Annotated in this window: 22 protein-coding genes; all 22 read left to right on the top strand. The window is 36.8% G+C overall.

Translation table 11 applies throughout. The features are described from left to right. Positions 1 to 126: 126 nt before the first annotated feature. Complete coding sequence (locus E8M05_RS05995; protein ID WP_048791029.1) at positions 127 to 723, top strand: restriction endonuclease subunit S domain-containing protein; 597 nt, start codon at positions 127 to 129, stop codon at positions 721 to 723. A 79-nt stretch (positions 724 to 802) separates the two neighbouring features. Beyond that, entirely contained in the window at positions 803 to 2,317 is a 1,515-nt protein-coding gene (locus tag E8M05_RS05990; RefSeq protein WP_048791030.1) for a DUF2130 domain-containing protein, read from the top strand. A 238-nt stretch (positions 2,318 to 2,555) separates the two neighbouring features. Further along, positions 2,556 to 2,717, top strand: a complete 162-nt coding sequence (locus E8M05_RS11495; RefSeq protein ID WP_231729901.1) for an N-acetyltransferase — start codon at positions 2,556 to 2,558, stop codon at positions 2,715 to 2,717. 82 nt (positions 2,718 to 2,799) lie between these two features. Further along, the gene (locus E8M05_RS05980) at positions 2,800 to 3,039 is read left to right on the top strand and encodes a DUF1858 domain-containing protein (RefSeq protein ID WP_009854267.1); all 240 of its coding nucleotides are present in this window, start codon (positions 2,800 to 2,802) and stop codon (positions 3,037 to 3,039) included. Next, complete coding sequence (locus tag E8M05_RS05975) at positions 3,032 to 4,387, top strand: DUF438 domain-containing protein (RefSeq protein WP_048791031.1); 1,356 nt, start codon at positions 3,032 to 3,034, stop codon at positions 4,385 to 4,387. Before E8M05_RS05980 ends, E8M05_RS05975 begins: the two co-directional genes overlap by 8 nt. Positions 4,388 to 4,472: 85 nt before the next feature. After that, positions 4,473 to 5,351, top strand: coding sequence for a tRNA pseudouridine(55) synthase TruB (gene truB / locus E8M05_RS05970; protein ID WP_048791032.1), 879 nt, complete (start codon positions 4,473 to 4,475; stop codon positions 5,349 to 5,351). 15 nt (positions 5,352 to 5,366) lie between these two features. Next, the gene (locus E8M05_RS05965; protein WP_048791033.1) at positions 5,367 to 6,299 is read left to right on the top strand and encodes a bifunctional riboflavin kinase/FAD synthetase; all 933 of its coding nucleotides are present in this window, start codon (positions 5,367 to 5,369) and stop codon (positions 6,297 to 6,299) included. A gap of 42 nt (positions 6,300 to 6,341) precedes the next feature. After that, positions 6,342 to 6,746 (top strand): Spx/MgsR family RNA polymerase-binding regulatory protein, encoded by a 405-nt coding sequence (locus E8M05_RS05960; protein WP_003064911.1) that lies wholly within the window; start codon positions 6,342 to 6,344, stop codon positions 6,744 to 6,746. 142 nt (positions 6,747 to 6,888) lie between these two features. Then, positions 6,889 to 7,164 carry a UPF0223 family protein gene (locus E8M05_RS05955; RefSeq protein WP_003064909.1) on the top strand — a complete coding sequence of 92 codons (276 nt, stop codon included), beginning with the start codon at positions 6,889 to 6,891 and terminating at the stop codon, positions 7,162 to 7,164. After that, positions 7,154 to 7,912 (top strand): inositol monophosphatase family protein, encoded by a 759-nt coding sequence (locus E8M05_RS05950; protein WP_003064907.1) that lies wholly within the window; start codon positions 7,154 to 7,156, stop codon positions 7,910 to 7,912. The genes E8M05_RS05955 and E8M05_RS05950 overlap by 11 nt, the downstream gene beginning before the upstream one ends. Before the next feature lie 17 nt (positions 7,913 to 7,929). Then, on the top strand, positions 7,930 to 8,487 hold the full coding sequence (locus E8M05_RS05945; protein ID WP_048791034.1) for a DNA-3-methyladenine glycosylase I: 558 nt from the start codon (positions 7,930 to 7,932) through the stop codon (positions 8,485 to 8,487). Between the two features lie 114 nt (positions 8,488 to 8,601). Then, positions 8,602 to 9,426 carry a ZIP family metal transporter gene (locus tag E8M05_RS05940; protein WP_136596423.1) on the top strand — a complete coding sequence of 275 codons (825 nt, stop codon included), beginning with the start codon at positions 8,602 to 8,604 and terminating at the stop codon, positions 9,424 to 9,426. Positions 9,427 to 9,563: 137 nt separating this feature from the next. Beyond that, positions 9,564 to 9,887, top strand: a complete 324-nt coding sequence (locus tag E8M05_RS05935) for a putative quinol monooxygenase (protein ID WP_048791036.1) — start codon at positions 9,564 to 9,566, stop codon at positions 9,885 to 9,887. Positions 9,888 to 10,003: 116 nt separating this feature from the next. After that, complete coding sequence (locus E8M05_RS05930) at positions 10,004 to 10,336, top strand: DUF6568 family protein (protein ID WP_039695217.1); 333 nt, start codon at positions 10,004 to 10,006, stop codon at positions 10,334 to 10,336. Positions 10,337 to 10,348: 12 nt separating this feature from the next. Next, on the top strand, positions 10,349 to 11,704 hold the full coding sequence (gene gorA / locus E8M05_RS05925; RefSeq protein WP_003064902.1) for a glutathione-disulfide reductase: 1,356 nt from the start codon (positions 10,349 to 10,351) through the stop codon (positions 11,702 to 11,704). A 937-nt stretch (positions 11,705 to 12,641) separates the two neighbouring features. Beyond that, positions 12,642 to 13,952 (top strand): RsmF rRNA methyltransferase first C-terminal domain-containing protein, encoded by a 1,311-nt coding sequence (locus tag E8M05_RS05915; RefSeq protein WP_048791037.1) that lies wholly within the window; start codon positions 12,642 to 12,644, stop codon positions 13,950 to 13,952. Positions 13,953 to 14,104: 152 nt separating this feature from the next. Further along, positions 14,105 to 14,962, top strand: coding sequence for a phosphate ABC transporter substrate-binding protein PstS (locus E8M05_RS05910; RefSeq protein ID WP_370695860.1), 858 nt, complete (start codon positions 14,105 to 14,107; stop codon positions 14,960 to 14,962). Positions 14,963 to 14,971: 9 nt separating this feature from the next. Next, positions 14,972 to 15,889, top strand: coding sequence for a phosphate ABC transporter permease subunit PstC (pstC, locus tag E8M05_RS05905; RefSeq protein ID WP_003064892.1), 918 nt, complete (start codon positions 14,972 to 14,974; stop codon positions 15,887 to 15,889). After that, positions 15,879 to 16,766 (top strand): phosphate ABC transporter permease PstA, encoded by an 888-nt coding sequence (gene pstA / locus E8M05_RS05900; RefSeq protein ID WP_013851856.1) that lies wholly within the window; start codon positions 15,879 to 15,881, stop codon positions 16,764 to 16,766. Before pstC ends, pstA begins: the two co-directional genes overlap by 11 nt. A 10-nt stretch (positions 16,767 to 16,776) precedes the next feature. Continuing rightward, positions 16,777 to 17,580 carry a phosphate ABC transporter ATP-binding protein PstB gene (gene pstB, locus E8M05_RS05895; protein ID WP_003064889.1) on the top strand — a complete coding sequence of 268 codons (804 nt, stop codon included), beginning with the start codon at positions 16,777 to 16,779 and terminating at the stop codon, positions 17,578 to 17,580. Positions 17,581 to 17,591: 11 nt separating this feature from the next. Beyond that, the gene (gene pstB, locus E8M05_RS05890) at positions 17,592 to 18,350 is read left to right on the top strand and encodes a phosphate ABC transporter ATP-binding protein PstB (RefSeq protein WP_013851855.1); all 759 of its coding nucleotides are present in this window, start codon (positions 17,592 to 17,594) and stop codon (positions 18,348 to 18,350) included. 31 nt (positions 18,351 to 18,381) lie between these two features. After that, entirely contained in the window at positions 18,382 to 19,035 is a 654-nt protein-coding gene (gene phoU, locus E8M05_RS05885; protein WP_136596422.1) for a phosphate signaling complex protein PhoU, read from the top strand. Positions 19,036 to 19,252 lie beyond the last annotated feature (217 nt).

Here is a 19,252-nt window from a genome sequence, read left to right as displayed (position 1 = left end):
AAAAGATTCCTCTGAAATTTTTGCTTTCTTGTTGTTAATCTAATTAAAAACGGTCTAGGGATAGACCGTTTTACTTGTCAAAAAATAGTTTTAGTATTATAATACTAAAATATAAAGGAGATAGCTATGAACGGACTTGTTGAAAATTACAAATCAAATAAGATTGCTAAGGTTCCTTTAAAGGAGATTACAGAACATTTTAAAGGTAAGGCAGTTTCAAAATTAGGAGATGGTGGTAATATTTCTGTAATTAATTTAAGCGACATGGACGACACGGGGATTGACTATGTTCATTTAAAGAAAATTGATTGTGATGAAAAAAGTGTCTCACGTTATCTGTTGCAAGAAGGAGATGTGTTAATCGCTTCTAAAGGTACAGTGAAAAAAATTGCTGTTTTTGCTGAACAAGCCGAACCAGTAATTGCTTCGGCTAACATTACTGTTTTACGTCCTACCAGCGATATTTCAGGGGGTTATATCAGACTGTTTTTGGCATCTGATTTAGGACAAGCACTACTGGATGAGACAAATACTGGTAAGAATGTGATGAATTTAAATACTCAAAAAATTATCAGTATTGAAATACCAAAGATTCCTGTTATTCGCCAAGCTTACTTAATTCAAGGATACGAACAAGGTTTGAAAGACTATAAACGTAAACTAGCCAGAGCAAAACAAGAATGGCAACGTATTCGTAGCGAGGTTGAAAAAAACTTATTTTAATATAGGTATAAGTAAAAGAAGCTAATCGAGCTTCTTTTTTGCTATAATGGTGATATTAGAAAATTCAAGTGAGGAATTTATGAATAATATTAAATGCCCGCATTGCGGAACTGTTTTTACAATCAATGAGACAGAGTATAGTCAGCTTTTAGCACAAGTCCGTAGCAATGAATTTGACAAAGAAATCCACGACCGTCTTGAAAAAGAAAAGGCTTTGCTAGAAGAAAAATCAAAAAACGATTTGCAGACCCAAGCTAGCGCGAAAGATAAAGAAATCAGCGAGCTAACCACGCAGCTAGAACAGCTAAAACAGACACTATCCTTAGAAAACCAACGCCTTCTAAGTCAAAAAGAGCAAGAAATCGCTGAGTTGACAGTACAATTGGAAAACTTAACTTCCGTAAAAGACCTTGAATTGACACAAGCATTGACCGAAAAAGATAAGGAATTGTCAGATTTATCCGCTCAAATCGAGCAGTTAAAACAATCTTTTACCTTAGAAAATCAGCAAGCACTTAGTAAAAAAGAAACAGAAATCGCAGAACTTAAAGCACAATTGGAGAATTTATCTTCCGTAAAAGAACTAGAACTAAATCAAGCGTTATCTAAGAAAGATAAGGAATTGGTTGAGGTTCAAAATCAACTGGAACGTTTATCACTTGAAAACAAAAACAGTCTAGTTGAAGCCGTTGCGGCTGTTGAAAAAGAGCGTGATGATGCTAAATCAAAATTAGCTCTTCAAGAAAAAGAGGCAGAATTATCCTTAGCTTCTGTCAAGAGTGACTATGAAGCGCAACTAAAAGCGGCTAACGAGCAGGTGGAATTTTACAAAAATTTCAAAGCGCAACAATCTACAAAAGCTATCGGAGAAAGTCTAGAAGTCTATGCTGAAACGGAGTTTAATAAGGTTCGTGCTTACGCCTTTCCAAATGCCACTTTCGGTAAAGACAATGAAGTATCAAGTCGTGGTTCAAAAGGGGATTTCATTTATCGTGAAACAGACGAAAATGGTATTGAAATACTATCCATCATGTTTGAGATGAAAAATGAAGCTGATGAAACAAAAGCGAAGCACAAAAATAGAGATTTCTATAAAGAATTAGACAAAGACCGTCGCGAGAAAAATTGTGAGTATGCCGTTTTAGTAACCATGCTAGAAGCAGACAATGATTACTTCAATACTGGTATTGTTGACGTTAGTCATGAGTATGAAAAAATGTACGTTGTCCGTCCGCAACTATTCATTCAGTTGATTGGTATTTTGCGAAATGCTGCGCTCAACTCACTCAAATACAAGCAAGAGTTAGCTTTGGTACGTGAACAAAATATTGATATCACACACTTTGAAGATGACCTTGAAACCTTCAAAAATGCTTTTGCTAAGAACTATACTTCAGCAAGTAATAACTTCAAAAAAGCCATTGATGAAATTGATAAATCAATCCGCCGCATGGAAGAAGTTAAGCGTTTCTTGACAACTAGTGAAAATCAGCTCCGCCTTGCTAATAATAAATTAGACGATGTTTCCGTCAAAAAATTAACACGAAAAAATCCAACCATGCGTGCCAAATTTGAAGCATTAAAAGAAGAATAGGACCTTTCAATGTGGTGTTGTTTCTTTTCCTGAAATGTGTGAGGATTGAAAATGATTATTAGACCTGATCAACTATTAGATATTGAAAAGTTATCCCCTCTTTTCCTGTCAAGGAAGCTGAATTGGTTAGACGATTCTGATTGGGTTATACTAAAATGTTATTTTTTGAAAATGAAGGTGCTACTATCGTATTCTTATTCTGGCAGTATTACAAAACTATCGCCGTAAGGGTGTTGCGATGACCTTGATAGATGCTATCAAAAATCGTGCACTATCTGAAAATATTCACGCTTTAGCGCTAAATAGTGAGGATGCTTTAGAACGACAAATAGCTCGTCGTTTTTATGAAAATTATGGTTTCAAGCAAGCTAGTCGTGGTTATTCTCTCTATCTAAAATAATGTTAATTTGTCAGTAGATTCAAAATTATTGTCACTTTTCTAATGTGTTATAATAAAGCTATCAAATATTGAGGTAATTATTATGAACAATATTATAGATTTATCAAAACCAGTCGCTGAGACGATTAAGGAACACCCAGAAGTGAAGGAGATTTTGGTAGATTTGGGGTTTAAGCCATTGTCAAAACCTGCCATGCTAAACACAGTTGGGAAAGTAACATCTCTGAAAGCTGGTGCAAAGTTAGCTAATATTTCACTTGAAAAAATTCAACGAACACTTGAATTTAATGGTTATGAGGTGATTGGAGGCAGTTATGACTGAAAATCGTATTGAAATACTAAAAGATATTCTGTTACGTTTGCATCATGGTGCTGATGCTAAGTCTGTTCAAGAGGATTTTGACCAGCATTTTACAGGTGTGTCAGCCTTGGAAATCTCAATGATGGAACATGAGCTAATGGGGACTGATACTGGCATTACTTTTGAGGATGTCATGAGCTTGTGCAATGTTCATGCTAATCTTTTTAAAGGTGCTATCTCAGATGTTGATGTGCCAGATGCGGAGCAAGAAGGGCATCCAGTCTATGTTTTTAAACAAGAAAATCTTGCTTTGCGTGCTGCCATGTTACGCATTCGTCGTATTATTGAAAATTATGAAAAAGCTGAAAACGAGGAATTTCATCCAGATTTGATTCGTGGATTGAAGCATCAGTTGAGTCTTTTAGGGCAATTCCAGAATCATTATAATCGTAAAGAAAACCTCTTTTTCCCAGTAATGGAACGATATGGGCATGATGCACCGCCAAAAGTCATGTGGAGTGTTGATGATAACATTAGAGCACTTTTTGAAAAAGCGCAAACTGCTGTGGAGCAGTTACCTGACCTAACAATCGAGGAAATTTCTTCAGCCTTTGAAGCATTCGCAAAAGAATTCGAGGAAATGATTTTCAAGGAAGAAGCTATTCTCTTAATGATTTTACTAGAAACATTAACTCAAGACGATTGGCTTGCGATTGCCGAAGAAAGTGATGCTTATGGTTATGCTATTGTTAAACCAACAGCTAAATGGCAGCCTCATCGTGAAAATTTTGAGGATACAAAACAAGACCTTGCGCATTCGACAAACCAAACAGAAGATAGTCAAGAAAATTCAACAACTGATAATCAATTTACCAAAGTCATTGATACGCCAGAAGGGCAGTTCACTATTAGCTTTACACCTAAAAAGGAAAGTCAAAGTTTTGACCGTACGAGTCAACAACCATTTGGTAACGGTTACCTATCCGTTGAGCAAGCTAATCTTATTCTCAATCATTTACCATTAGAAATCACTTTCGTCAATAAAGATGATATTTTCCAATATTACAACGATAGTAAAGCACCAAATGAAATGATTTTTAAACGGACACCAAGTCAGATTGGACGCCATGTTGAGCTTTGTCATCCACCAAAAGTTTTAGATAAAGTCAAGAAAATTTTTACGCTTTTGCGCTCTGGTGAACGAGATAAAGTTGTGATGTGGTTCAAGTCAGAAAAACTCGGCAAATTTGTTCATGTCACCTACGCTGCTGTTCGTGATGAAAATGGTGAATTTCAAGGCGTCTTAGAATACGTTCAAGAAATTCAAGATTTCTTTGAGTTAGGTAGCGATAACAATCGCAACATTTAAACAGAATAGATAAGAATATAGCTAAAACTCTCATAATGGTGTTTTAGCTTGTCTTTTGTTAGTAAAAAAAGTTATAATAAAGGTTATGATTAACGGAATTATTAATTTAAAAAAAGAAGCAGGAATGACGAGTCACGACGCAGTCTTTAAGCTTCGAAAAATATTGCATGAAAAGAAAATTGGTCACGGAGGAACGCTAGACCCTGACGTTGTTGGAGTTCTGCCAATTGCTGTCGGTAAAGCAACACGTGTGATTGAATACATGACAGAAGCTGGCAAGATTTACCGTGGGCAGATTTGTCTAGGGTATTCGACAACAACGGAAGATGCTAGTGGTGAACGTCTTGAGACAATGCCAGTTAGTGATGTAGCAGTAGAAGAAGTTGACTTGGCTTTGAGAAGTTTTATCGGCGAAATCACTCAAATTCCTCCTATGTACTCAGCAGTTAAAGTCAATGGCAAACGATTATATGAATATGCTCGCGCTGGTCAAACAGTTGAGCGACCTGAACGCCATGTGACAATCTATGATTTCAAACGCACTAGCCCGTTAGAATTTAAAGATGATTGTTGTTATTTTGATTTTGAAGTGGCTTGTAGTAAAGGAACTTACATTCGTACGTTGTCAGTTGATTTAGGAAAAAAACTTGGCTACGCTAGTCATATGTCGTATTTGGAACGCGAAGCTTCAGCTGGTTTACGACTAGAAAACGCCTTAACGTTGGCAGAAATCGCTGACAAAGTAGCTTTGGAAGAATTTTCATTTCTTCTTCCTGTCGAATACGGCGTTATGGATTTACCACGTGTTGATTTGACCGAAGACCAAAAAATAGAGATTTCTTTTGGACGAAAAATTGCTTTAGATAGAAAAGATGGACAACTTGCGGGATTTTATGAGGATAAGTTGGTGGCAATTCTTGAGCCGCGAGATGACCTTTACAAACCGCATAAAGTATTTATCTGATTTAGAATGGAAAAAATGGAAATTCAACGAATAAAAGATTACAAAGACATAACAAATGCCAAAGATAGTGTGTTAGTATTAGGATACTTTGATGGGCTTCATCGAGGACACAAGGCATTATTTGATAAAGCAAAAGAGATTGCTAAACGTGATAATTTAGCACTAACTGTCCTAACGTTTAATGAGTCTCCACGTCTTGCTCTATCACATTTTACGCCTGATTTATTGCTTAGTTTAACCTCGCCTGAAAAGCGCTATGAGAAGTTTGCGGAATATGGTGTTGATTATCTGTATTTGATTGATTTTACGTCAACTTTTTCAAAACTCTCTGCAAAAAACTTTTTAGAAAACTACATCAAACAGTTGCGTGCCAAGATAATTGTTGTCGGATTTGATTATAAATTCGGACACGACCGTAAAGATGCTACTGATTTAGCGCAACAATTCAACGGTGACGTTGTCGTTGTGCCAGAAGTTCAAGATAATGGTGAAAAAATTAGTTCAACACGGATTCGTCAGTTGATTTTTGATGGCAATATTAAAGAAGTTAATCGTTTATTAGGTTACAATTTTAGTACGCGTGGTATTGTCGTACATGGTGATGCGCGTGGGCGAACTATTGGTTTTCCAACGGCTAACCTAGCGCCGATTGATAACGTTTTTCTACCTGGAGACGGCGTTTATGTTTCCGATGTTATTGTCAACGGAAAATCTTATCGTGCCATGACAAGTGTTGGCAAAAATATCACCTTTGGTGGTACTGAATTACGTCTGGAAGCCAATATTTTTGATTTCAAAGATGAGATTTATGGTGAGACACTTGAAATAATCTGGTTAGATAAAATCCGTGATATGGTAAAATTTGCAGGCGCTGATGAATTGATTGAACAATTGAAATCTGATAAGGAAGTTGCTGCAAATTGGAAAAAAGATAGCCAAGTTCCTTAAAATTTTGTATAATAAAAGCAACAGTATGGGAGAGGTGGGTATATGATTACTTTATTTTTGTCACCAAGTTGTACGAGCTGCCGAAAAGCTCGCGCTTGGTTAAATGAACACGACGTGAAATTTCAAGAGCATAATATTATCACCAGTCCTCTCAGTCGTGAAGAATTAATGTCGATTTTGGCATTTACCGAGAATGGAACAGAAGATATTATTTCAACACGTTCTAAAGTTTTCCAAAAATTAGATGTTGATGTTGATGAATTATCTGTTTCAAACTTGATTGATTTGATTTCAAAAAATCCAGGATTATTGCGTCGTCCGATTATTTTAGATAACAAGCGAATGCAAATCGGATTTAACGAAGACGAGATTCGTGCCTTTCTGCCACGAGACTATCGTAAACAAGAATTGCGTCAAGCAACCATAAAAGCAGAAATTGAAGGATAGAAAGGAATAACTCAAGCTAGTTTCTGATGGCCTTGCTAGACTAGTGCACTGCAAAGTTGTCAGAAAGCAAAAAGTGAGATTGCTTTTTGTTAGTTTAATAACTTGATGATTCAAGTTATTTGAGAGTTTTTGGTATCTTAAGATGAAAAATTACAGCTATCCTCTTGATTTGTCTTGGAGCACTGAAGAAATTGCCTCAGTGCTTCATTTTTTGAATCAAGTTGAAGCCGCTTATGAAACAAAGGGTTCTGTAAAAGATATCTTGGACAGCTATGCTATTTTTAAAACCATTGTGAAGAGTAAAGCGCAAGAAAAGCAAATTGATCGTGAATTTGAAAGAAACAGTGGTTATTCAACTTATCAAGCTGTAAAAGCCGCAAAAGCTAAGGAGAAAGGATATATTTCTCTTGGAAAATAAGTTTACATTTGCTAAAGCTTTAATTCATGCTGCGGGGGATTTTATCAAAAATAATATGGTTCAGGATCTGCAGATTGAAGAAAAAACGCGTTTTGATGATTTGGTGACAAATCTCGATAAGGCAACTCAGGAATTATTAATTACTAAGATTAAGCAAGCTTATCCTAATGACAATATTATGGCTGAAGAAAATAATATTCATCATCCTATTTCAGACGGCAATGTTTGGGTATTAGATCCGATTGACGGTACGGTTAATTTTGTTGTTCAAGGGGCTAATTTTGCGGTAATGATTGCTTATTACGAAAATGGCAAAGGGCAGTTTGGTTTGATTTATGATGTTGCTAACGACATCTTGTATAGCGGTGGTGGACAATTTGATGTTTATGCCAACGACAAACGACTTACACCTTACCAAGATGTGGCGCTTAAACGAACTTTAATTGGCTGCAATGCTAGTATGTTTTCATGCAATTATTGTGGAATTCGTGACCTTGTTGACCAGACGCTAGGTGTTCGTGTTTATGGCGGAGCTGGTCTTAGTATGGCGTATGTTATGACAGGGCAATTGTTAGCTTATTTCTCATATATTCAACCATGGGATTATGCTGCGGCAAAAATCATGGGAGAGAAATTAGGCTATGTTTTGTTAACGCTTGACGGAAAAGAGCCAGATTTTGCAACGCGCCAGAAAGTGATGTTTGTTCCTAAGCAGAAACTATCAACGATTCAAACTTATTTGGATTGATACAGAAAGGATTGTCAATGACTGACGGAAAATGCCGCGCATGGTACGAAGGTGACCATATTTTAGAAGAATACCATGATAACGAATGGTGTAAGGTGGCACATGACGACCAGTTTCAATTTGAAATGCTTTGCCTAGAAGGGGCAAGTGTTGGCTTGTCATGGAAAACAATCATGCACAAACGTGAAAGCTATCGCCGTGCTTTTCATGATTTCGACATCGACACCTGCGCTAAAATGTCAGATGACGAATTGGAACAATTATTGTCAAATTCGGGCTTGATTCGCAACCGAAATAAGATTTTTAGTGTTCGAAAGAACGCTCAAATTGTGCAAGAGATTCAAAAAGAATTCGGCTCTTTTGATACCTATCTTTGGAGTTTTATAGACGGCAAGCAGATTGATAATAAGTGGAAAACGCTAGAAGATGTGCCGACGGTGTCTGATTTATCAGAGAGACTAAGCAAAGACATGAAAAAACGTGGCATTGGATTTGTCGGACCCGTTATTACCCACTCATTCCTACAAGCTGTTGGTATTGTTAATGACCATCTCGTTAATTGTGATTATCGATAGTATAACCTAGTGAAATCACTAGGTTTTTTTGGTACTTTTTGCTACAATGAAATAAATTCACAGAAATGATTTTGATGAGATAAATAATTATTAATTTTATAAAGGAGACTTTTTATGATAGATTGGCTGATGACACAGAACGTTGTTTTGTTAGCCTTGTTAGCAGGATTATTTACATGGGGATGTACCATTCTTGGTTCTGCTGGTGTTTTTTTCTTTACAAAAGTTAGTCGTAAATTGCTTGATATGATGATGGGGTTTGCTGCTGGAGTTATGATTGCTGCTTCTTTTTGGTCCTTGTTAGCGCCAGCTATTGATTACGCACAAGCAGACTATGGTAAACTTGCTTGGTTACCAACAGCGGTTGGTTTTCTGTTGGGTGGTTTTAGTTTACGCTTAATTGACGCCCTTGTTCCACATTTGCACTTGGGAAAAGATGTTTCAGAGGCAGAAGGGATTCAACCGAAGAAAAAATTGTCTAAAATAGCGTTGCTCTTTTTAGCCATTACGATTCATAATTTTCCAGAAGGTTTAGCTGTAGGTGTTACTTTTGGAGCGTTAGCATTTGGCAATATGACGAATGCTGCTCTTATCGGAGCAATTGGACTTGCGGTTGGTATTGGGTTACAAAATATTCCTGAGGGGGCGGCGCTTTCCATTCCCATTCGTGCTGATGGTAGTTCACGTTGGCATGCTTTCTTTATGGGAGCAATGTCTGCGATTGTAGAACCTATCGGTGCTGTTTTAGGAGCAGCTCTTGTTATTGTCATGCTACAAATCATCCCATATGCTCTTGCCTTTGCGGCTGGTGCTATGATTTTTGTTGTTGTCGAAGAACTTATTCCAGAGTCGCAAAACAACGGTAATACCGATATTGCCACACTTGGACTTATGATTGGTTTTGTCATTATGATGGTGATGGACGTTGCCTTGGGATAATGTAGTCGTGGAACGCTAAGTTTATTTTGATTACCCCTAGCGGACATTCGCTAGGGGCTTACTGATTTTTTGTATATTATTTGGAAATGTTTTCAAAATGTAATAAAATAAAGAAAAAGACTAGAAAAGGATATTTTATGGCAATTACAGTTAATTTGTATTACAAGGGTACTAATGGCAACGCTAAAAAATTCATGGAAGAAATGGAAAAATCAGGCACGGCAGCAGCAATTCGAGCTGAAAAAGGAAATTTGAGATATGATTATTTCTTTCCAGCAAATGATCCTGAAACGGTTTTGTTAATTGACAGTTGGGAAAATCAGGAAGCCATTGATGTGCATCATGCTTCACCGATGATGACCACTCTAGCTGAACTTCGAGAAAAATACGACTTACACATGACCGTAGAACGTTACGTGTCTGATGATAGCAAAGTCGATAGTGAATTTATCCGAAAATAATGACATGTGATAAGAGGATTGGGCAAAATCAATCTTCTTTTTGATTTTCGAATCAGAAAGTTGAGAAATTTATTCGTATGAGATATGATAAGGGTAATATTTTTGGAGGTATTGTTATGACAACATTTGCAGATTATTTTACACCTATTTCAGCCAAGGAGGCTAATGCACAACTTCAAACTGCGGATAATTTTATTCTTTTTATCGGACGTCCGACTTGTCCATATTGTCGCCGTTTTGAGCCAAAACTAACGCAAGTGGCGAAAGATAATCAATTAACTGTTCATTTCTTAAATAGTGAAAATCAAGATTCAGACACGCAAGAGCTTCGCACAACTTATGATGTTCCAACAGTTCCAGGGCTTTTGGTAGCCAAATCAGGTCATGTGAAAGTGGTCTGCGATTCATCCTTATCAGAAGAAGCTATTTTAGATTTTATAACGCATTGATTAGGAGACTGTATGGAAGTAAAACAATATGATTACATTGTTATCGGTGGTGGCTCTGGCGGAATTGCTTCAGCTAATCGTGCCGCTATGCACGGCGCAAAAGTCATTCTTTTTGAAGCAAAGGAAGTCGGTGGAACTTGTGTCAATCTAGGATGTGTTCCTAAAAAAGTCATGTGGTACGGCGCACAGGTAGCTGAAACGTTAAATACCTACGCTAGTGAATACGGTTTTCAAGTTGGTCAAACTTCTTTTGATTTTAAAACTCTGAAAGCCAATCGTGAAGCCTATATTGATCGTATTCATGCTTCTTACGAACGCGGTTTTGATAATAATGGTGTTGAGCGTGTCTATGATTATGCGACCTTCGTTGACGCACATACTGTTGAAGTGGCAGGAGCGTATTACACAGCGCCGCATATTTTAATTGCTACTGGTGGTCATGCACTTTATCCCGATATTCCTGGGGCGCAATACGGTATCACATCGGACGGATTTTTTGAGTTAGATGATGTGCCAAAACGTACTGCGGTAGTCGGTGCAGGGTATATTGCCGTGGAAGTAGCTGGTGTCTTGCATGCACTCGGTTCAAAAACGCACCTTTTTGTTCGCCGTGAGCGTCCTCTACGAACTTTTGATAAGGAAATCATTGATACTTTGGTGGATGCTATGGCTGAAAATGGTCCAACGTTGCACACTTTTTCGATTCCTAAAGAAGTTATCAAGAATGATGATGATAGTTTGACATTGGTTCTGGAAAATGGTGAGACTTATACAGTTGACACGCTTATTTGGGCAATTGGTCGTAAGGCAAATGTTACTGGGTTTGGTCTTGAAAAGACGGGTGTAGAACTTAATGATAAAGGATTTATCAAAACTGATGACTACGAAAACACATCAGTTGACGGCATTTACGCTCTTGGTGATGTCAATGGTAAATTGGAATTAACACCAGTCGCTGTCAAGGCGGGTCGTCAGCTGTCAGAGCGTCTTTTCAATGACAAACCAAATGCTAAAATGGATTATAAAGATGTAGCGACTGTTATTTTTAGTCACCCAGCAATTGGTTCAATCGGCTATTCAGAAGAAAAAGCCATTGCAGAGTTTGGCGAAGAACAAATCAAAATCTATCGTTCAAGTTTCACACCAATGTACACAGCTTTAGGCAGTCATCGTCAACCAAGTAAGATGAAGCTAGTTACTCTTGGAAAAGATGAAAAAATCATTGGCTTGCATGGAATCGGCTATGGCGTCGATGAAATGATTCAAGGCTTCTCAGTTGCTATCAAAATGGGCGCTACCAAGGAAGATTTTGATAATACGGTAGCCATTCACCCAACAGGAGCAGAGGAATTTGTGACGATGAGATAGTTTTGATGTAGGAAAGTATTGTAATACCATGATTAGAGCTTGAGACGTAATTGTTTCAAGCTTTTTAGTATGTTAATGATTGGTATGTAATTTCTTTTATGCAATTTTGAAATTAAATCGTTATGTTATCGAATGAAAAATAAAAATTTCTCAGAGTTCACCTAAATAAGGAGCACGTTCCAAAATGTATTTAGGAGGATTATGATGAAAGGAAATCATTACCAGAATTTTATCGTCACTTTGGTGATTGGGATTATTTTTTAGCCGACGGTGTAGTGATTGCTATTGTTAATTACAGAAATAATACTGTCACAACTTTATTGACAAAAAATTAAGTTTTTAACGGTGAAAACACATCTGCAGACAGTGGAGCAATGGTTGTGGTTAATGTGTATGGCATTTACGGAGAGCTAATTGCGAATATAGACAGACACAACACGCTTATTTGATTAATTACCTATGATAATAGTTATATCGGAGTGGAGGCAAAAGAAGATAATTAGCAAATTGCGGCTCTAATTTCAAAAGGGAGTTATTTTAGTTAACACCCATAGCCTATGGTCCCTTTACTAGCATGGATTTAAATGATGTTCAACAACTTTATCATTATGTTATTAAAATCAAGCGGACTTTCATTACAATTGAACGAAATTCAATACCTATCGGTATTACAGAAAATAAAAAGCAGAAAAGCATTTCAATTAAAAATATTAGAAAATGATTGACAACGAACTTCAACTGATGTTCGAATATGTTGCACAGTATTTCCCCGAAATCAAATCGGGCAAGAATTAGTTTTTCACAACTTAATCAAGTTAATATGGTAGTAGTTTAATACTAAATAAGACAGTAAAGCTAAGGTTTGTTGCCTTAGCTTTTTTATTAAAAAAGCCGTGCGATAGTTGTAATTGGTATGTTAAATTGTTATCATATAAGTATGTTATTACCTGAAAAATTTATTGAAAAATATCGTAATATTTTTGGAGATGAAGCAGATGATTTTTTAGCGTCATTTGACCAAGAGGCTATCTCAGGATTTCGTGTGAATCCTCTAAAAAATACTCAACAGACATTTGATAACCCAATTCCTAACACACCATGGGGGTATTATGGCAAGGTTTCTGGCAAGTCTCCAGAACATGTTTCAGGGCTTGTTTATTCGCAGGAACCAGCCGCACAAATGGTTGCTCAAGTTGCAGCGCCACAGGAAAATATGCGCGTACTTGATTTGGCAGCAGCACCAGGTGGCAAATCGACACATTTACTTAGCTATATGAATAATACTGGCGTCTTAGTCAGTAATGAAATTTCTAGCAAGCGTAGTAAAGTTCTAGTAGAAAATATTGAACGTTTTGGGGCTCGAAATGTCGTTGTTACTAATGAAAGTTCACAAAAACTTTCCAAAGTATTTAAAGATTACTTTGACCTTATCGTTTTTGACGGACCGTGTTCAGGTGAGGGAATGTTTCGTAAAGACTCCTCGGCCACGCAATATTGGCATGAAGACTATCCTGCAGAATGTGCGGTGCTTCAAAAAGAAATTTTAGAAGAAGCCATGAAAATGTTAGCCATTGGTGGAACACTTGTTTATTCAACATGCACTTGGTCACCAGAAGAAAATGAAGGAGTGGTTAAGTGGCTTTTGGACAAGTATGATTATCTGGAACTTGTTGATATCGAAAAAATAAATGGCATGGTGGAAGGAATAGACATGCCACAAGTTGCGCGCATGTGCCCACATCATTTTAAAGGAGAGGGGCAATTCGTTGCAAAATTACGTGATACAAGAATGCCAGAAGCACGTTCTGTTAAGCCTGTAAAATCTAACCTTACCAAAGCTCAATTAAAACTTTGGCAAGATTTCGCAAAACAACATATCAAAGTTGGTTTAACAGGAATCTTACAAACTTTTGGAGATAATCTTTACCTATTGCCGGAAGGTCTGCCAGATTTAGGAAACCTAAAAATCGCACGTAATGGACTTCATCTGGGCATCTTTAAGAAAAATCGATTTGAACCTTCATTTGCTTTAGGACTTGCATTATCACCTGATGACGTAGAACAGTTTGTGAAAATTGATATAGAACAGTTTAGGGTTTATGTATCTGGAAATATTGTCAAATTGGAAGAACCGATTCAAAACGGCTGGTATCTGGTGGTGATAAATGGCAATGGCATGGGCTTTGCCAAAATTACTGGAAATATTCTGAAAAATCACTTCCCTAAGCGACTGCGTTTTTATTCCTAAACTGTTACAGATACAATTTATGTTAAATGGGGAGAAAAGCACTTTGCAAATGCCTATTCGATATGGTACTATTTTCTTTGTGAGGTATTTGTAACACTTCATGTAAATTACTTTTTATTTTCAAGATTAAGTAGGAATCACAAATGAAAAAAATGAAAAAACTTAGCTTTTTACTGCTAATTACTTTAGTTTCTATCATTTTGTCAGGTTGTGCTAGTTGGATTGATAAAGGTCAATCAATTACCAGCGTTGGTTCAACAGCGCTTCAGCCTCTTGTTGAAGCTGCAGCTGATGAATTTGGAACAGCTAATATTGGAAAAACAGTTAATGTTCAAGGTGGAGGATCTGGTACAGGACTTTCCCAAGTTCAATCAGGAGCAGTCCAAATTGGGAATAGCGATGTTTTTGCTGAAGAAAAAGACGGTATCGATGCTGACCAATTGGTTGACCATCAAGTAGCAGTAGCCGGACTTGCTGTTATTATTAACGATAATGTCAAAATTAATGATTTAACGACAGAACAGCTTCGAAAGATTTTTACAGGTGAAATTACAAACTGGAAAGAAGTTGGCGGTCAAGATTTAAAAATTTCAGTTATCAACCGTGCAGCGAGTTCAGGATCACGCGCAACATTTGATGGTGTTATTATGAACGGTGAGTCAGCCGTGCAAAGTCAAGAGCAGGATTCAAATGGTATGGTAAAATCTATCGTATCACAGACTCCAGGTGCAATTTCATATCTTGCTTTTGCCTATGTTGATGATTCTGTAAAGACAATCAGTCTAAATGGCTATGAACCAACTGCTGAAAATGTAACAACAAATAATTGGCCACTTTGGTCATATGAACATATGTACACTAAAGGTGAACCGACAGGCTTGACAAAAGAATTTTTGGATTATGTCATGAGTGATGAAGTTCAAAAAGGCATTGTTGAACAAATGGGTTATATTTCAGTTAATGATATGCAAGTTACTAAGTCAGCTGATGGCACAGTAACTGAAAAATAAGGAGACGTTATGAGAAATCAAGAACTTGAGAAACAATTAACCTCACCTTCAAAAAATTCTCGATTAGAAAAATTCGGGAAAGGATTAACTCTTTTCTGTTTGGTACTAATTGTTTTTATCGTTGCAATGATTTTAATTTTCGTTGCACAAAAAGGGTTGTCTACTTTCTTTGTTGATGGTGTCAATCCGCTAACATTCCTTTTTGGAAGTAAATGGGATCCAAGTTCAGGCTCTTTTGGAGCTCTACCAATGATTTTGGGTTCATTTACTGTAACAATTCTATCTGCTTTAATTGCAACTCCGATTGCTATTGGAGCAGCGGTATTTATGACAGAAGTATCACCAAAATATGGTGCTAAGATTTTACAACCAGCTATCGAATTATTAACAGGAATTCCTTCTGTTGTTTATGGTTTTATTGGTCTGCAAGTTATCGTACCATTTGTTCGTTCGATTTTTGGTGGGACAGGTTTTGGTATTTTATCAGGTGTCTGTGTACTTTTCGTCATGATTTTACCAACAGTTACCTTTATGACAGTGGATAGTTTGAAAGCAGTTCCAAGACATTATAAAGAAGCCAGTCTTGCTATGGGGGCTACTCGTTGGCAAACCATTTGGCGTGTTATTTTAAACGCAGCTAGACCTGGTATTTTTACAGCTATTATTTTTGGTATGGCTCGTGCTTTTGGTGAAGCACTTGCCATTCAAATGGTTGTTGGAAATTCAGCCGTTGTTCCAAACTCATTAACAACGCCAGCAGCGACCCTAACGTCCGTTTTGACAATGGGAATTGGTAATACTGTTATGGGGACTGTTCAAAATAATGTTCTTTGGTCACTAGCTTTAGTCTTGCTTATTATGAGTTTAGGTTTTAACATGCTCGTGAAGTTTATTACAAGAGAAAGAAAGAGAAATTATGCACGCTAAAAAAATTGATAAATTAGCAACAGGAATTCTCTATACCATCGCTGGAATTATTGTTGCAATTTTGGCTTCTTTGTTACTTTATATTTTATTAAAAGGGCTACCACACGTTAACTGGTCTTTCTTGACAGGAAAATCATCATCTTATCAAGCTGGTGGTGGTATTGGTATTCAACTGTACAATTCTCTTTTTCTTTTAGTGATTACATTGATTATTTCAATTCCGCTATCAATGGGAGCAGGAATTTATTTATCTGAATACGCTAAAAAAGGGCGTTTTACAAATTTCATTAGAACTTGTATTGAAATCCTATCATCTCTCCCATCAGTTGTTGTTGGATTGTTTGGTTATCTTATTTTTGTTGTTCAATTTCAATATGGTTTCTCAATTATCTCTGGTGCCCTTGCCTTAACCGTATTTAATCTGCCACAAATGACACGTAATGTTGAAGATGGTCTTCGTAATGTTCACCATACGCAACGTGAAGCAGGGCTTGCGCTTGGTTTATCACGTTGGGAAACAGTTGTTCACGTTGTTGTGCCAGAAGCTTTGCCAAGTATTGTTACTGGTATTGTGCTTGCTTCAGGACGTATCTTTGGTGAAGCAGCTGCGCTCATTTACACAGCGGGGCAATCTGCGCCAGCTCTTGATTGGTCAAATTGGAACCCACTTAGTGTGACAAGTCCTATTTCTATTTTCCGACAAGCTGAAACATTGGCCGTTCATATTTGGAAAGTTAACAGTGAAGGAACTATTCCAGATGCAACACAGGTTTCCCAAGGCAGTGCTGCAGTATTATTGGTGTTCATCCTTATTTTCAACTTATCAGCTCGTTATATTGGTAAGAAGCTTCATGCGAAGTTAACGTCTGCAAACTAAAGGAGAAGAGATGACAGAATATAATTGGAATGAAAGACATATTATTACTTTTCCAGAAGAAAAACTCGCCCTAACAACAAAAAATTTACATGTTTATTATGGTCAAAAAGAGGCGATTAAAGGAATTGACATGCAGTTCGAAAAGAATAAAATTACTGCACTTATCGGTCCGTCTGGTTGTGGCAAATCAACATTTCTTCGCAGTTTGAATCGAATGAATGATACCATTGATATTGCCAAAGTAACGGGTGAAATTTTATATGAAGGTATCGATGTTAATGCTAAAAATATCAATGTTTATGAAATGCGTAAACACATCGGTATGGTTTTCCAACGCCCCAATCCTTTTGCTAAGTCAATCTATAAGAATATTACATTTGCTTACGAACGTGCAGGTTTTAAGGATAAACAATTCTTAGACGAAATTGTCGAAACCTCTTTAAAGCAGGCTGCACTCTGGGATCAAGTGAAAGATGATTTACATAAATCTGCCTTTACACTTTCCGGTGGTCAGCAACAACGTTTATGTATTGCGAGGGCAATTGCTGTTAAGCCTAACATTCTTTTGATGGATGAACCCGCCTCTGCACTTGATCCAGTTGCCACAATGCAATTAGAAGATACAATGTTTGAATTGAAGAAAAATTATACGATTATCATCGTAACCCATAATATGCAACAAGCTGCTCGTGCTAGTGATTACACAGCTTTCTTCTATTTGGGAGACTTGATTGAGTATGATAAAACTAACAACATTTTTCAAAATGCTAAGCTACAATCTACTAGTGACTATGTATCTGGACATTTCGGTTAGAAAGGGAAGCGATGACAGATCCTATTTTAAAAGTAAGTGATTTATCCGTTTATTATAACAAGAAAAAGGCTTTAAATAATGTGTCTATGGATTTCTATCCTAATGAAATAACGGCTTTAATTGGTCCCTCTGGTTCAGGAAAATCTACACTTTTACGTTCAATTAATCGTATGGGGGACCTTAATCCTGAGGTAACTTTGACGGGTGCAATTGCCTATAACGGTCATAATATTTATAGTCCAAGAACGGATACTGTGGAGTTACGTAAAGAAATTGGTATGGTTTTTCAACAACCTAATCCATTTCCTATGTCAATCTATGAGAATGTTGTCTATGGTTTACGTTTGAAAGGAATTAAAGATAAAGAAATTCTAGATGAGGCTGTAGAGAGGTCGCTTATCGGTGCTTCCATCTGGAAGGAAGTCAAAGATAGGCTCCACGATTCTGCTCTTGGTTTATCTGGTGGTCAGCAACAACGTGTATGTGTAGCACGTGTTTTAGCTACAAGTCCTAAAATTATTTTATTAGATGAACCAACATCAGCGCTTGATCCGATTTCAGCAGGTAAAATAGAAGATACACTTTATGATTTGAAAGATAAGTATACTATGCTCATTGTAACACGATCAATGCAACAAGCATCACGCATCTCAGATCGAACAGGTTTTTTCCTTGATGGTGATCTTATTGAATATGGAAAAACACATGAAATGTTCATGGAACCTAAGTGCAAAGAGACAGAAGATTATATTACAGGAAAGTTTGGCTAAGTTTTAGTAGCCTGAGAAAGGAGATGATATTATGTTGAGATCAAAATTTGATGAGGAACTAGAAAAATTACACAATCAATTTTATGCTATGGGAACTGAAGTTCTTTCGCAGATTAATAAGACTGTTCGAGCATTTATTAGTCATGATCGCGAGTTAGCTAAAGAAGTTATTGAAGGAGATGAAGTAGTTAATAATTTTGAGACAAAATTAGAAAAAAAATCACTTGAAATTATTGCACTACAGCAACCTGTATCTCAAGATTTGCGTACAGTTATTACAGTTTTGAAAGCTTCAAGTGACGTTGAACGTATGGCTGATCACGCAGCTTCAATTGCTAAGGCTACAATTCGCGTTAAAGGTGAGGAGCGTTTACCAGAGGTTGAAGCAGAAATCAAAAAAATGGGTAAAGCCGTCCGCAGTATGGTAGAAGAAGCCTTAGATGTATATATTACAGGCGATGAAGAACGTGCTTATGAAGTAGCTGCATTAGATGAAGTTGTTGACAACTACTTCCGTGATATTCAAAATATGGCTGTCGAGTCAATTCGTCACCAACCTGATGCTGTTTTTGCAGGAAAAGAATATTTTCAAGTTATCACTTATTTAGAACGTATTGGTGACTACGCTCGTAATATCTGTGAATGGTTTGTTTATCTTAAAACTGGAAAAATTATTGAATTATAAGAAAAAATAAACAAAAAGGAGGTGAACCTTCTTTTTGTTTATTTGTAAAAACTGACAGATATTTAGGATTGTGGTATAATGATATGGTTCGATGGTACTTAAGCATCATTAATTTTAAGATATGAGTATTATTGCTATCAAGTATTATCAGAATTAATTACACGATTCAATGATATGGGGAAATGGTTGCTAATCCTCATTCCTACATTCTAAAGGA

Origin of the sequence: Streptococcus pasteurianus (assembly GCF_004843545.1) — a bacterium.
GTDB lineage: Bacteria > Bacillota > Bacilli > Lactobacillales > Streptococcaceae > Streptococcus > Streptococcus pasteurianus.
Note: the sequence above shows the minus strand (reverse complement) of the source record. Positions and strands in the feature narration are given on the sequence as shown.